This is a genomic window from Streptomyces sp. NPDC017095 (assembly GCF_044332325.1).
GTDB lineage: Bacteria > Actinomycetota > Actinomycetes > Streptomycetales > Streptomycetaceae > Streptomyces.
This window is the reverse complement of the sequence record NZ_JBIROU010000007.1, coordinates 411,947-424,765: the sequence shown is the minus strand read 5'-3', so window position 1 is coordinate 424,765 and position 12,819 is coordinate 411,947. Positions and strand designations below refer to the sequence as shown.

10 protein-coding genes and 1 rRNA gene are annotated in these 12,819 nt (G+C 72.9%); 4 read left to right on the top strand and 7 right to left on the bottom strand.

Annotation, left to right across the window (positions count from 1 at the left end; genetic code table 11):
* Positions 1 to 291: ribosomal RNA gene (locus ACH4OA_RS17220) — 16S ribosomal RNA — on the bottom strand; the annotation flags it as partial.
* Between the two features lie 553 nt (positions 292 to 844).
* Between ACH4OA_RS17220 and ACH4OA_RS17215 the strand changes: the two genes are divergently transcribed.
* Entirely contained in the window at positions 845 to 1,294 is a 450-nt protein-coding gene (locus tag ACH4OA_RS17215) for a PTS glucose transporter subunit IIA (RefSeq protein WP_397969587.1), read from the top strand.
* 78 nt (positions 1,295 to 1,372) lie between these two features.
* Complete coding sequence (ptsP, locus tag ACH4OA_RS17210; protein ID WP_397936795.1) at positions 1,373 to 3,043, top strand: phosphoenolpyruvate--protein phosphotransferase; 1,671 nt, start codon at positions 1,373 to 1,375, stop codon at positions 3,041 to 3,043.
* Positions 3,044 to 3,157: 114 nt separating this feature from the next.
* Here the strand turns inward: ptsP and ACH4OA_RS17205 are convergent, their stop codons facing one another.
* Positions 3,158 to 4,051, bottom strand: coding sequence for a hypothetical protein (locus ACH4OA_RS17205; RefSeq protein ID WP_397936797.1), 894 nt, complete (start codon positions 4,049 to 4,051; stop codon positions 3,158 to 3,160).
* A gap of 199 nt (positions 4,052 to 4,250) precedes the next feature.
* Complete coding sequence (locus ACH4OA_RS17200) at positions 4,251 to 6,218, bottom strand: acetoacetate--CoA ligase (RefSeq protein ID WP_397969586.1); 1,968 nt, start codon at positions 6,216 to 6,218, stop codon at positions 4,251 to 4,253.
* A gap of 215 nt (positions 6,219 to 6,433) precedes the next feature.
* Between ACH4OA_RS17200 and ACH4OA_RS17195 the strand changes: the two genes are divergently transcribed.
* Positions 6,434 to 8,794 (top strand): glycoside hydrolase family 31 protein, encoded by a 2,361-nt coding sequence (locus ACH4OA_RS17195; protein WP_397969584.1) that lies wholly within the window; start codon positions 6,434 to 6,436, stop codon positions 8,792 to 8,794.
* Positions 8,795 to 8,804: 10 nt separating this feature from the next.
* On the opposite strand, the gene ACH4OA_RS17190 is transcribed toward ACH4OA_RS17195, so the two are convergent.
* Positions 8,805 to 9,341, bottom strand: a complete 537-nt coding sequence (locus ACH4OA_RS17190) for an NUDIX domain-containing protein (RefSeq protein WP_397936801.1) — start codon at positions 9,339 to 9,341, stop codon at positions 8,805 to 8,807.
* 338 nt (positions 9,342 to 9,679) lie between these two features.
* On the opposite strand from ACH4OA_RS17190, the gene ACH4OA_RS17185 reads away from it, so the two are divergent.
* The gene (locus ACH4OA_RS17185; RefSeq protein WP_397936803.1) at positions 9,680 to 11,332 is read left to right on the top strand and encodes a GGDEF domain-containing protein; all 1,653 of its coding nucleotides are present in this window, start codon (positions 9,680 to 9,682) and stop codon (positions 11,330 to 11,332) included.
* A gap of 112 nt (positions 11,333 to 11,444) precedes the next feature.
* Here ACH4OA_RS17185 and ACH4OA_RS17180 read toward each other — a convergent pair whose 3' ends face one another.
* Genes ACH4OA_RS17180 through ACH4OA_RS17170 form a run of 3 tightly spaced genes read right to left on the bottom strand, consistent with a single transcriptional unit; the run spans position 11,445 to position 12,819 of the window.
* Positions 11,445 to 12,050, bottom strand: a complete 606-nt coding sequence (locus tag ACH4OA_RS17180) for an ATP/GTP-binding protein (protein WP_365875441.1) — start codon at positions 12,048 to 12,050, stop codon at positions 11,445 to 11,447.
* On the bottom strand, positions 12,031 to 12,399 hold the full coding sequence (locus ACH4OA_RS17175; RefSeq protein WP_397969582.1) for a hypothetical protein: 369 nt from the start codon (positions 12,397 to 12,399) through the stop codon (positions 12,031 to 12,033). Before ACH4OA_RS17175 ends, ACH4OA_RS17180 begins: the two co-directional genes overlap by 20 nt.
* 24 nt (positions 12,400 to 12,423) lie before the next feature.
* Positions 12,424 to 12,819: a DUF742 domain-containing protein gene (locus ACH4OA_RS17170; protein WP_365875439.1), complete on the bottom strand. Its 396-nt coding sequence runs from the start codon at positions 12,817 to 12,819 to the stop codon at positions 12,424 to 12,426.

The window sequence follows — 12,819 nt, the reverse complement described above, 5'->3', positions numbered from 1 at the left end:
CAGGCCGGCTACCCGTCGTCGCCTTGGTGAGCCGTTACCTCACCAACAAGCTGATAGGCCGCGGGCTCATCCTGCACCGCCGGAGCTTTCCAGTCCCCAAGATGCCATGGAGACTCGTATCCGGTATTAGACCCCGTTTCCAGGGCTTGTCCCAGAGTGCAGGGCAGATTGCCCACGTGTTACTCACCCGTTCGCCACTAATCCCCTCCCGAAGGAGGTTCATCGTTCGACTTGCATGTGTTAAGCACGCCGCCAGCGTTCGTCCTGAGCCAGGATCAAACTCTCCGTGAATGTTTTCCCGTAATCGGGATGACACCACGAGAGCGGAACAGTCAGGCGGAATAAGCCCGACCGTTCACAGCGTCCTCGCTGTGTTTTTTCAAAGGAACCTCGTCACCGGACTGCTCCGGTAGACGGGGTATCAACATATCTGGCGTTGACTTTTGGCACGCTGTTGAGTTCTCAAGGAACGGTCGCTTCCTTTGTACTCACCCTCTCGGGCTTTCCTCCGGGCTTCCCTTCGGTGTTTCAAACTCTACCAGGCTTTTTCCGCCTCCCTGACCACCCTCCCGCAGACATGCAGAAGAAGATCCAGAGATAAGGACCCAGCGAGTTTGAGTGCTGCCCGAGTGGGACACGTTTCCATGCCTCACTGCCCCGAGCAGGAGTACGACTGTACACGCAGCCCGGAACGGCGTGCAAATCGATGAGGTTGGTGGTCTAGACCACTAGCTGGTAACTTCATCCGGAACTGCCGCTTCGTATGACATACGCTGCTGCTCAGTGCGCCGCCCGGCCAGCCGGTGACGGCCCCTGAGCAGCTCCACTCCTTGGGAGGCTTCCCATGACCACCGTGACGTCCCCTCTCGCTGGACGGGCCATCGGACTGGCCGCAGTGCCGGATCCGGTCTTCTCCGGGGCCATGGTCGGCCCGGGTACCGCGATCGACCCCGTGCGCGAGGTCTCCGAGGCGGTGGCGCCCGTGGACGGCGTCATCGTCTCCCTGCACCCGCACGCGTTCGTCGTGGTCGACGAGAGCGGGCACGGCGTGCTCACCCACCTCGGTATCGACACCGTCCAGCTCAACGGCGAGGGCTTCGAGCTGCTCGTGAACAAGGGGGACACCGTGACCCGCGGGCAGGCCGTCGTCCGCTGGGACCCGGCCGCCGTCGAGGCCGCCGGCAAGTCCCCGGTGTGCCCGGTAGTCGCGCTGGAAGCCACTGCCGACTCCCTCTCCGAGCTGCGCGACAGCGGCGACGTGAAGGTCGGCGACAGCCTTTTCTCCTGGAACTGACAGCACTGCCGTCCCAGGACGGCGAACCGGACAACCACCGCGGCGGCGGGGCCCGCCGCACTATCGGAGACGGGTGAGATGGAGACAACGCTGCGAGGCGTCGGCGTCAGCCATGGCGTGGCCATCGGCGAGGTTCGGCACATGGGCACGGCGGTGCTGGAGCCGCCGGCCAAGCAGATCCCCGCCGAGGACGCCGAGCGGGAGCAGGGCCGCGCCCGCCAGGCCGTGGACGCCGTGGCCGCCGACCTGATGGCGCGGGGCAACCTGGCGGGGGGCGAAGCCCAGGCCGTGCTGGAAGCGCAGGCCATGATGGCGCAGGACCCCGAGCTGATCGCGGACGTGGACCGGCGGATCGCCGTCGGCAGCACCGCCGAGCGCGCGGTGTACGACGCGTTCGCGGCGTACCGGGAGCTGCTGGCCGGTGCCGGTGAGTACCTCGCGGGCCGCGTGGCCGACCTGGACGACGTGCGCAACCGCATCGTCGCCCGGCTGCTGGGCGTGCCGATGCCGGGTGTTCCGGACAGCGACCAGCCCTATGTACTGGTGGCCCGGGACCTGGCCCCGGCCGACACGGCGCTGCTGGACCCGTCGCTGGTGCTCGGTTTCGTGACCGAGGAGGGCGGTCCGACCAGCCACAGCGCCATTCTGGCGCGGGCGCTGGGCGTGCCGGCCGTCGTGGCGCTGCCGGGCGCCGGTGACCTCGCCGAGGGCACGCTGGTGGCCGTGGACGGCAGCACGGGCGATGTCTTCGTGAACCCGAGCGAGGAGAAGAAGGCACAGCTGGAGGCCGCGGCCGCCGAGCGCAGGGCCGCGCTGGCCGCCTCGACGGGCCCGGGTGTGACCGCGGACGGGCACAAGGTGCCGCTGCTGGCCAACGTGGGCGGTCCGGCGGACGTGCCGGCGGCGGTCGAGGCGGGTGCCGAGGGCGTCGGTCTGTTCCGGACCGAGTTCCTGTTCCTGGACGACAGCAAGAACGCTCCTTCCGAGGAGAAGCAGGTGGAGGCCTACCGGCAGGTGCTGGAGGCGTTCCCCGAGGGCCGGGTCGTCGTGCGGGTGCTGGACGCGGGCGCGGACAAGCCGCTGGACTTCCTGACGCCGGCGGACGAGCCGAACCCCGCGCTGGGCGTGCGGGGCCTGCGCACGCTGCTCGACCACCCCGAGGTGCTGCGGACCCAGCTGACGGCGCTGGCGAAGGCCGCCGAGGGGCTGCCCGTCTACCTCGAGGTGATGGCGCCCATGGTGGCGGACCGCGCCGACGCGAAGGCGTTCGCCAATGCCTGCCGGGATGCGGGGCTCCAGGCGAAGTTCGGCGCGATGGTCGAGATCCCGTCGGCCGCGCTGCGGGCCCGCTCGATCCTCCAGGAGGTCGAGTTCCTGTCGCTGGGGACCAACGACCTCGCGCAGTACACGTTCGCGGCGGACCGGCAGGTGGGTGCCGTGTCGCGGCTCCAGGACCCGTGGCAGCCGGCGCTGCTCGACCTGGTGGCGCTGGCCGCCGAGGCGGCACGGGCCGAGGGCAAGAGCTGTGGCGTGTGCGGTGAGGCGGCGTCCGATCCGCTGCTGGCCTGTGTGCTGACCGGTCTGGGTGTCACCTCCCTGTCCATGGGTGCGGCGTCGATCCCGTATGTCCGGGCCGCGCTGGCGAAGTACACGCTGGCGCAGTGCGAGCGGGCGGCTGCGGCGGCGCGTGCGACGGACAGCGCCGAGGAGGCGCGGGGCGCGGCTCAGGCGGTGCTGTCCGGCGAGTAGCCGTACCGGCGCCTTGGGTGTGCCGGGTTCCAGGGGCGTCCTGCCGTTCGGGCGGGACGCCCCTGGTGTGTGTCCGGGCCGTGGCGCGGTGCCCGGGTCTCCTGTGCCGGTGCCTCAGTGGCGGTGGTCCGCTGCCGTGCTCGTGTCGCCCAGGTCGGGGGGCTCGCGGTAGTCGACGCCGGACTCGGGAGCGATGAGGTCGCCGGATTCGACGTCGGTGCAGTAGGCGTCGAACACTTCCGCTGCCGTCAGGGGGTGGAGTGCTCCGCCGCGCAGTCGCCAGCCGTAGACCCGGTCGGGCGTGCCGGCGGCGATGGTGCGCATGACCAGTCCGCCGGGGCTGCGGGTGGCGAGGCCGAGGGCGAGGACGCTGGTGAATTCGAGGGCCTCGGCCTCGTCCAGGCGGGTCGCGCCGTGCGGGTCCTGGTCGCCGTGCACGACGGAGACGAGGGTGTCCGGGGCTCCGGAGACGGTGCATACGAGGTGCCGCTCGCCGGGCGGCGCGGTGTCGAGGATGCGGACCAGGAGGTCCGAGGCGCGGGTGAAGGCCGACCTGCCGATGTCCTCGCCGCAGGTCGGGCAGGGGCCCAGCCGGGTCAGGAGGGTGGTGGCGTACTCCCAGGTGGCCTGGCGGACGGCCTCGTCCACGAGCTGGGGCAGGAGGACGGTGAGCGGGCGCCCGTCGTAGGGGATGGTGGGGCCGGTGGCCGCGAGGTGCGCGGTGAACCGGCTGCGGCTCGCCGGGGCTTCGGGGTCGAGGCCGGTGTCCGCGCAGTACGCGGCGTAGTCCTCGGGGTCGAACAGGGCGAGTGTGGTGTGGCTGCCCTGGGCGGCGCGGGATGCGAGGACCGCCTCCAGTTGCCGGAGGTAGGTCGTGTGGTCGTCGAAGGTGAAGCTGCGGTAGCGCCGCATGGCACGGAAGTCGTGGTCGTCGGTGAGCACGCCGATGGTGCCGGCGATCTCCCGGCGCAGGACGCGTCGCATGGTCTGGTGGTCGGTGTGCGCCATGTTTTCCCCCAATGCGCAGTCGATCAGTGCTCACTCACCGTAACCGTCGGCACTGACAATGGCGGTCCGCCGGTGGCGGTGGCTCGCGGCGCGGGAGGTGTTCGCGCAGGTCACTGGCGTATTGAGGGAGGTCCCGGGTGCCGGTGCCGAGGAGGGCGCCGGGCCGGGACCGTGTGCGGAGGGTGGCCTTCCGGTGGGGTCAGCCGCGCTTGCGTGCCAGTTCCTCGTAGAAGTGCAGCAGGGCGAGGTTGTCGATGGAGCCGGGGTTGACGGCCTTTTCCAGCGGGGTGCCCTGCAAGAGGCGCTTGACCGGGACCTCGATGCGTTTGCCGGTGAGGGTGTGCGGGATGCCGGGCACCTCGATGATCTCGTCCGGGATGTGGCGCGGTGAGAGCTGCTCGCGGATGGTCTGCTTGACGCGGTTCAGGAGTGCCTCGTCCAGGACGGCGCCCGACGCGAGGTGCACGAACAGCGGCATCCAGTAGCCGCCGTCGGCCTGTTCGATGCCGATGACCAGCGATTCCCTGATCTCGGGCAGGCGCTCGACGACCTCGTAGATGTCGGCCGAGCCCATGCGTACGCCCTGCCGGTTGAGGGTGGAGTCGGAGCGGCCGTGGATGATCACGGTGCCGCGGGAGGTGACGGTGATCCAGTCCCCGTGGCGCCAGACGCCGGGGTAGGTGTCGAAGTAGCTGTCGTGGTAGCGGCTGCCGTCGGGGTCGTTCCAGAAGCGGATCGGCATGGACGGCATGGGCTGGGTGACGACCAGCTCGCCGACCTCGTCGGTGAGGGGCCGGCCGTCCGGGTCCCAGGACCGCAGGTCGGTGCCGAGGCCGGGCGCCTGGAGTTCGCCGGTGTGGACCGGGAGCGTGGGCACGGCGCCGGCGAAGCAGGAGCAGACGTCCGTGCCGCCGCTGACGGAGGCGATCCAGAGGTCGGCGCGGACCTCGTCGTGCAGCCAGCGGAAGCCGTCGGGCGGCAGCGGGGAGCCGGTGGTGGCGACGCACTGGACCCGGGACAGGTCGTAGTCGCGTGCGGGGTGGACGCCGGCCTTGCGGCAGGCCATGACGTAGGCGGCGGAGGTGCCGTAGAGGGTGGCCCGGGTGCGTTCGGCGACCCGCCACTGGGCGCCGGTGTCCGGGTGGCCGGGGCTGCCGTCGTACAGGACGATCGTGGTGCCGGTGAGCAGGCCGGAGACGAGGAAGTTCCACATCATCCAGCCGGTCGAGGTGTACCAGAAGAAACGGTCCTCTGGACCCAGGTCGCAGTGCAGGCCGAGCTGTTTGAGGTGTTCGACCAGGATGCCGCCCTGCGACTGGACGATGGCCTTGGGCAGGCCGGTCGTGCCGGAGGAGTACAGCACCCAGAGCGGGTGGTCGAAAGGAACCTGCTCGTAGACCGGTTCGGCGTCGCCCGCGGTCAGCGCCGACCACTCCAGGGCGCCCTCGGGTGCCTCGGTGCCCAGCAGCGGGACGTGCACGACGGCGCGCAGCGTGGGCAGCTCGCGGCGCAGTTCGGCGACGGTTTCGCGGCGGTCGTGCTCCTTGCCGCCGTAGCGGTAGCCGTCGATGGTGAACAGGACGACGGGTTCGACCTGCTGGAAGCGGTCGAGGACGCTGCGGGCGCCGAAGTCGGGGGCGCAGGAGGTCCAGACGGCGCCGACGGCGGCGGTGGCCAGGAGGGCGACGACGGCCTGCGGGATGTTGGGCAGGTAGCCGCTGATCCGGTCGCCGGGGCGTACGCCGAGCGCGCGGAGTTCCGCGGCGAGCGAGCCGACCTGGCGGCGCAGCTCGGACCAGGTGACCGGGCGGGGCTCGTGGGACTCGTCCACGTACAGCAGGGCGGGTTCGTCGGCGCGGTCGGCCGCTGCGCGCAGGGCGTGCTCGGCGTAGTTGAGGGTGGCGCCGGGGAACCACTGGGCGCCGGGCATGGCGCGCTCGCCGAGCACGCGCGTGCAGGGTGTGGAGAACCGTACGCCGAACCACTCGGTGACGGCCTGCCAGAAGGTGTCGAGTTCCTCGACGGACCACCGGTGCAGGGCCGGGTATCCGCCCTCGGCGGGGGCGCCGTGGTGCTCGGCGGCCCATGCCTGGAACCGGGTGATGCGGGCCTGGGCGATCCGTTCGGGATCGGGCTGCCAGAGCGGCTGGGGGTTCGCGGTCGACATGGAGGCGGCTCCCGGGCTGTGCGCGTCGTGTGCGTCGGTCCGCGCACGGGCTGGGGTGTGCGCGTGACGCGGCTGACAGGGACGATGCCATGTGATCGACTTCCGCACCAGGGTGCGCCCCACATAGTCCCTTACGTGAAGATGTGGGCCGGGCACGGGTGAACGGCAGTTGAACGACACACCCGCGAGGCGCGCTCGGTGGCAGGGTGAGCAGCATGGACGGTCGTGACCTGGTGCGTTCGGTGGGTGTGGGTGGTTCGGGGAGGGCGGCGCAGAGGTTGCGGACCGTGCGGGCCGCGTGGCGCAGGAGGCGGATCGACGCGGCGGAGCTGCCGCGCCGGGGTCCCGAGCGGGCCCGGGTGCCGGGGCGGGTGCGGGAGGTGGAGCCGGGTCCGGGCGGTGGTCTGATCCGGTTCGTCCGGTCCGAGCTGCGGATCGTTGTGGCGGCGAACGGTGCGGTGTTCTGGGGCTGGGACGGTGCGGGCCCGCAGCCGTCGTACGCGCTCGTCGCAAGCGGTCCGGAGCCGGATCCGCGGGCGGTGCTGGAGCCGGACAAGGACGGCGGCTGGCGGGTGGTGGCCGAGCGGGTCACGGTCGTCGTGTCGCGGCACGGCGCGGTGCAGGTGTGCACGCCGGGCGGGGTGACGCTGCGGCGGGAGGAGCCGCCGCGCTGGTGGGAGCCGGTCGGCGGGGGCGCGGCCCGGTGGATGCAGCGGTCCGCGGTGGCGGCGGACGCCCGGTTCTTCGGCCTGGGCGGGCGGGCGTCCGGTCCGCGGCTGCGGGACGGCAGGTACCGGCTGTGGAACACCGATCCCGGCCGTGCGTTCGGTCCCGGTGACGATCCGCTGCACCTGACGATGCCGGTGCAGCTGGTGGTGGCGGACGCGGGCACGCACCTGGTGTTCCATGACACCACTTGGGACGGTTCGGTGGTGCTGCGGGAGGGTGCGGAGGGGGCCGGGTCCGGGCATGACCGGGCGGGGCGCTGCGAGGTGCACATGGACGGGGGTCCGCTGCGCTGCTGGGTGGTGGTGGGGACTCCCGCGCGCGTGCTGCTCACCTGGGCGTCGCTGACCGGGGCGCCGGCGCTGCCGCCCGCCTGGGCGCTGGGCTACCAGCACGCGCGGGGAGCCTTCGGCAGCGAGCAGGAGGTGCGCCGGGTGGTCACGGGCTATCAGGAGCGCGGGCTGCCGCTGGACGCCGTGCACCTGGGCGGCGACCACCACGACGGCCACCGGGTGTTCACCGTCGACCAGGACCGTTTCCCCAAGCTGCCGGTGCTGGCGGAGGAGCTGCGCCGGGACGGGATCCGGCTGGTGTCGGTGGTGGACCCGGCGGTGCGGCCAGAGCCGGGCGGCGCCGTGTACGAGAGCGGTGCGGCCGTGGACGCGTTCGTGCGGGACGCGCGGGGCCGCACGGTGCGGGGCGTGACGTGGGACGGCGAGTCGGTGTTCCCGGATTTCACGCACGCGCGCGTGCGCGCGTGGTGGGGCGGCCTCTACGGGGAGCGGCTGGAGCAGGGCTTCGCGGGGTTCTGGCACGACAGGGACGAGCCGACGTGGTGCGGCGCCTTCGGCGAGCCGACGCTGCCGCGTTCGGCGCGGCACGCTCTGGAGGGGCGCGGCGGCGACCACCGCGAGGCGCACAACGTGTACGGGCTGTGCATGGCGCGGGCGGCCTACGAGGGCCTGCGGGGCCTGGCGCCCGGGGAGCGGCCCTTCGTGTTCTCGCGTTCGGGCTGGGCGGGGCTCCAGCGGTACGGGGGCGCCTGGTCGGGGGACGTGGCGGCGGACTGGCCGGGGCTGCGGGCGTCGCTGTCGCTGGTGCTGGGGCTGGGGCTGTGCGGGGTGCCGTACTCGGGTCCGGACGTGGGCGGCCGGGCCGGCGGTCCGTCGCCGGAGCTGTATCTGCGGTGGTTGCAGCTCGGGGCGTATCTGCCGCTGTTCCGCACTCACGCGGGCCCCCGGGCGGGGCACCGGGAGCCCTGGGAGTTCGGTGCCGAGGTGCTGGAGCACGCGCGCGCGGCGCTGCTGGAACGCCGGCGGCTGCGGCCGTACTTCGTGACGCTGGCGCATCTGGCCCGGCGGACCGGTGCGCCGTACGCGCGTCCGCTGTGGTGGGCGGCGCCGGAGGACCGGGCGCTGCGCGACTGCGAGGACGCGTTCCTGCTCGGGGACGGTCTGCTGGTGGCGCCGGTGCTGGATCCCGGGGCCGGCCGGCGGGCGGTGCGGCTGCCGCGGGGGCGCTGGTACGACACGGCGACGGAGGAGGTCTACGAAGGGCCGGCGCGGGTGGCCCTGGACGCGCCGCTGTCGCGGATACCGGTGCTCGCGCGCGCGGGGGCGGTGCTGCCCGTGCGCGGTGCCGACGGCGGGGTGGAGCTGGAGGTGTGGGCGCCCGCGCCCGGGCGGACCGGGGGCGGTCTGGTGGTGCCGGACGCGGGCGACGGGTGGGCGGAACCGGAGATCGAGCGCTATGCCGTCCGCCGGCAGGGCGGCCGCGTGGTGGTGACCCGGGAGCGGGAGGACGGCGCGGGCGAGCCGCCCTACCCGGTGCGGGTGCGGGGGCTGGGCTGAACCGCCCGGTTCACACGTAGCGGCCCTCGAACCACGCCCGGACGGCCACGGTGTGCAGCGGGAAGGCGAGTTCCGCGGGCCTGCGCAGCAGGTGCCAGCCCTCGGTCTCGTCGGTGGGGGCGGAGGGCGGCAGCGCGTCGGCCGGGCGTTCCGGCAGCAGTCCGAACAGCAGCAGGTGTCCGTCGGGTGAGCTGATGGCGTCCACGAGCCGGACGTCGCGGGCGGCCGCGGCGATGCCGGTCTCCTCCTCGAGTTCGCGGACGACGGCCTGCTTCCAGTCCTCGCGGTGGTCCACGTAGCCGCCGGGCAGGGCCGTGCCTCCGCGCGCGGGGGCGACGGTGCGGGTGATGACGACCAGGGCGGTGCCCTCGGCGTCGTATACGGGCTGGAGCGCGACGGCCACGGGCAGCGGGTTGCGGTAGGCGGTGGTCCCGCAGGACGGGCAGGTGCGCGGCCAGCCGGAGATGCCCTCCCCATAGGGCGCTCCGCAGCTCGAACAGTGGGAGTCCGGCGCGGAATTGACAGTGGGGTGCTGAGTTTCGGACACGCGCGGACTGTATCCGATCACGGGAGGGACAGGTTCCGGCCTCGATCCGTCAGGAACGGACACATACGGAAGGGGCGGCCGGAATCACCCCCGTCGGTCCCGGCCGCCCCTCCTGTATCACGACGCCGTCCAGCGCCGTTCGGTTCATCGGAGCGGACTGGATATTTTTCAGATTGCTCATGGCGCGTTTCTGACGCTATGCCAGTTCGAGGCCGGCGGGCGGCCCGCGCGGCGCACCGGGCGGGAAGGCTTCCACGCCGCGTGAGCGTCCCGGAATCCTGCGTGAACGTCTCATGAACTGGGCTCGGCCGGGCACGCGCGGCGCCATCATGCTTACCGTGCACTCCTGGACGGATACTCTCCGCTTCGCCTTCCAGCCGGTGGTCAACCTGAGGACGGGCGCGGTCGCCGCCCTGGAGACACTCGCCCGTCCGGAAACGGGTGACGTCCTGGCCGAGGCCCGCCGGGACCCCGAACTGGACGGCAGGCTGGCCGTGTCGGCGCTCCGCGCGGCGGTGCGCAAGGAGACCCTGCTGCCGCTGCACCTGAACGTGTTCGCGGCCACCCTCGCCGACCTCGGCGGCCTCACACCGCTGCACGACGCCGTGCGCGCCGCCGGGCGCCTGCCCTGGGAGGTGACGCTGGACATCGTCCCGCCCTACACGCACGTGCCGCAGCGGGCCCTGCTGGAGGCGGTGGCCTCGCTGCGCGAGCAGGGGTTCCGGATCAGCGCGGACGGCGTCGGGGACGGTGACGTACCGCTGAGGCTGCTCACCGACCTCTCCCCCGACCTGGTCAAGCTGGACGCCTCGCTGCTGACGCGGCCGGCCGCGGTGCGCGCGATGCGGACGCTGTGCGAGGAGCTGGGCGCTCTGGTCGCGGCGGAGGGCGTGGAGACCGAGCTGCAGTGCGCGGCGGCCCTGGCAGCCGGTGCGCAGTTGGCGCAGGGCGAGCTGTTCGCGCCGCCGTCCCGCATTCCCGCGGCGGACGTCTACGTCCCGTCCCTCGTTCCCGCCGCCGTGACCGCGCCCCGCTGCGGACCGTCGGTGCGGGAGTTCGTCCGGCCCGCCGCCGTCCTGCCGATGACCGCGTCGGCGGGGCAGGTACGGGCCCTGCTGACCGGCGACCCGGATGTCTCCGGGGTGCTGCTGGCGGACCCGCGCGGCCGGCCCGTCCGGTCGGTGCACCGTTCCCGCTTCCTGCTGTCGATGTCCGGCCGCTACGGACATGCCCTGTACGCCGACCGCCCGGCCTTCAAGCTGGGCGACGCACCCCGCACGGTCGGCGTCGACGCGACCGCCTGGGAGGTGCTGGACGTGGTGGCGGTCGGGGGCCGGGACCGGACCTCCGACGACGTGGCGGTGGTCGACGGGCACGGCCGGTGCGTGGGCGTCGTACGGCTGGCGGACCTGGTGCGGGCGCTGGCCGAGAGCCGGGTCGAGGAAGCGGCCGGGCTCAATCCGCTGACCCGGCTGCCCGGTTCGGACGCGATCATGAGCGAGGTGGACCGGCGGATCTCCGAGCGGCGGGCGTTCGCACTGAGCTGGCTGGACATCGACCACTTCAAGCAGGTCAACGACGGAGCCGGGTTCGCCGCGGGCGACGAGCTGATCCGCGCGGTCGGCAACGCGCTCCAGCGGTCGGTGGCGGGGCAGGCGCGGGTGGGGCACATCGGTGGCGACGACTTCCTGGTGCTGGCCGACGAGGAGGCGCTGGATCCGCTGGTGGCCACCGTGCTGGACGCCTCCTGGACGGCGGGCGGCCGGCCGGTGACGCTCTCGCTGGCGACCGTCGTCTGCGGTCCCGGCAGCGTGAGCGACCACTACCGGGCCGCCGCCCAGCTCGCTCCGCTGAAGCAGGCGGCCAAGGCGCTGACCGGCGGGAGCTGGGTGCTCGGCCGCGCCGGGCTGCCCGGGCACGAGGTCCGGCGCGGCGGCCCGGGGCAGGTACCGGCGCAGGCCGGGCCGGCCGCCGTGGAGCCGCGGTGGTGAACGGCCCCTCCGGCCGGGTCAGTTCCCGACGGCTCACGCGGCTGTGCCTCTTCCCGAGGGCTCACGGTCCGGGTGGCGGGGCCGGGGCCGTGTCCGTACGCCGGCGGCGCGGTCAGCCGGTGGCGGCCCGGCGGCGGTCGGCCGTGTACCGCATCGCGTGCCGGACGACTCCGATGAGCACCTCCTTGACCGACTCCCGGTCACGGGCGTCGGTCAGCAGCACGGGCACGTCGTCGTCCAGGTCGAGGGCCCGGCGTATGGACTCGGCGGGATACACGGCGGCTCCCTCGAAGCAGTTCACGCCGACGAGGAAGGGGATGGAACGCCGCTCGAAGTAGTCGACGGCGGCGAAGCAGTCCTCCAGGCGGCGGGTGTCGGCGAGGACGACGGCGCCGAGCGCGCCCTCGGACAGTTCGTCCCACATGAACCAGAACCGTTCCTGCCCGGGCGTGCCGAAGAGGTAGAGGACCAGGTCCTCGCGCAGGGTGATGCGGCCGAAGTCCATGGCCACCGTGGTGGTGTGCTTGGACTCCACACCGCTGGTGTCGTCGACAGGCCGCCCCGCCTCGGTGAGCAGTTCCTCGGTGCGCAGCGGCCTGATCTCGCTGACCGCGCCGACGAGGGTCGTCTTGCCCACGCCGAAGCCGCCGGCCACCAGGATCTTGAGCGTGACGGGCTCGACCGGAGGCTTGCCGCGCTCAGAACGCCCGAAGATCATCGATCTCTTCTCCTGCTTGATGGGGGTCGGGCGACGGCCGGCCGCAGCCGCCGCCACCGGGGGTTTCGCTGACGTGTACGTCGCCGGGGCCGACGCCGGCCGTGCCGCTCGCGCCGGGGCCGGTGGCCGTTTTGCCGGCCCGTCCCACCCGGGCGTCCGTGGTGCCCTTGCGGACTCCCTCGACGGGCTCCGGAAAGTCGCCGGGGAGTGCGCGCGCCCCGGCCACGGCGGCGTACCGCGCCGGATCGCCGGACAGCGGTCCGCGCCTGAGCGGCCGGCCGGCCGGGCGTCGCGCGACGATGTCCGCGAAGGTGCCGGCCCGGTCGGCCCGGAACTGCCCGCCAGTCACGTCACCACCCCGCTCTCGCGCCGGTCACAGCGCCCGGAGGCCGTTGATCACGTCGCGCAGAATGCTCTCGTCCGGCAGCTCGGCCGGGGGCACCGGGCGGGTGACATGGACGAATTCGGCGTGCACCAGGTCACCGATGAGGACACGGACCACGCCGATGGGCAGGTCGAGTTCCGCGGCGAGTTCGGCGACCGACTGCGGCGCGTCCCGGCAGAGCCCGACGATGTCCACGTGTTCCGGGGACAGCGTCGGGTCCGCTTCCGGGTCGCCGGCGCCGGGCTCCGTGACGACGAGCGCGATCAGATCGAGGCGGTGCTGGCCCGCGCTCGTGGTGCGGCCACGTGTCATGGCGTACGGCCGGACGACCGGCCCGGCCTCGTCGTCGAACCAGTGGTTTCTTCCCTGATCGTCTCCGCTCAT

Coding starts and splice junctions, on each gene's coding strand:
- ACH4OA_RS17205 (WP_397936797.1), bottom strand. CDS start 4,051: ATGGCGCACACCGACCACCAGACCATGCGACGCGTCCTGCGCCGGGAG.
- ptsP (WP_397936795.1), top strand. CDS start 1,373: ATGGAGACAACGCTGCGAGGCGTCGGCGTCAGCCATGGCGTGGCCATC.
- ACH4OA_RS17195 (WP_397969584.1), top strand. CDS start 6,434: ATGGACGGTCGTGACCTGGTGCGTTCGGTGGGTGTGGGTGGTTCGGGG.
- ACH4OA_RS17200 (WP_397969586.1), bottom strand. CDS start 6,218: ATGTCGACCGCGAACCCCCAGCCGCTCTGGCAGCCCGATCCCGAACGG.
- ACH4OA_RS17170 (WP_365875439.1), bottom strand. CDS start 12,819: ATGAGCGGAGACGATCAGGGAAGAAACCACTGGTTCGACGACGAGGCC.
- ACH4OA_RS17215 (WP_397969587.1), top strand. CDS start 845: ATGACCACCGTGACGTCCCCTCTCGCTGGACGGGCCATCGGACTGGCC.
- ACH4OA_RS17180 (WP_365875441.1), bottom strand. CDS start 12,050: ATGATCTTCGGGCGTTCTGAGCGCGGCAAGCCTCCGGTCGAGCCCGTC.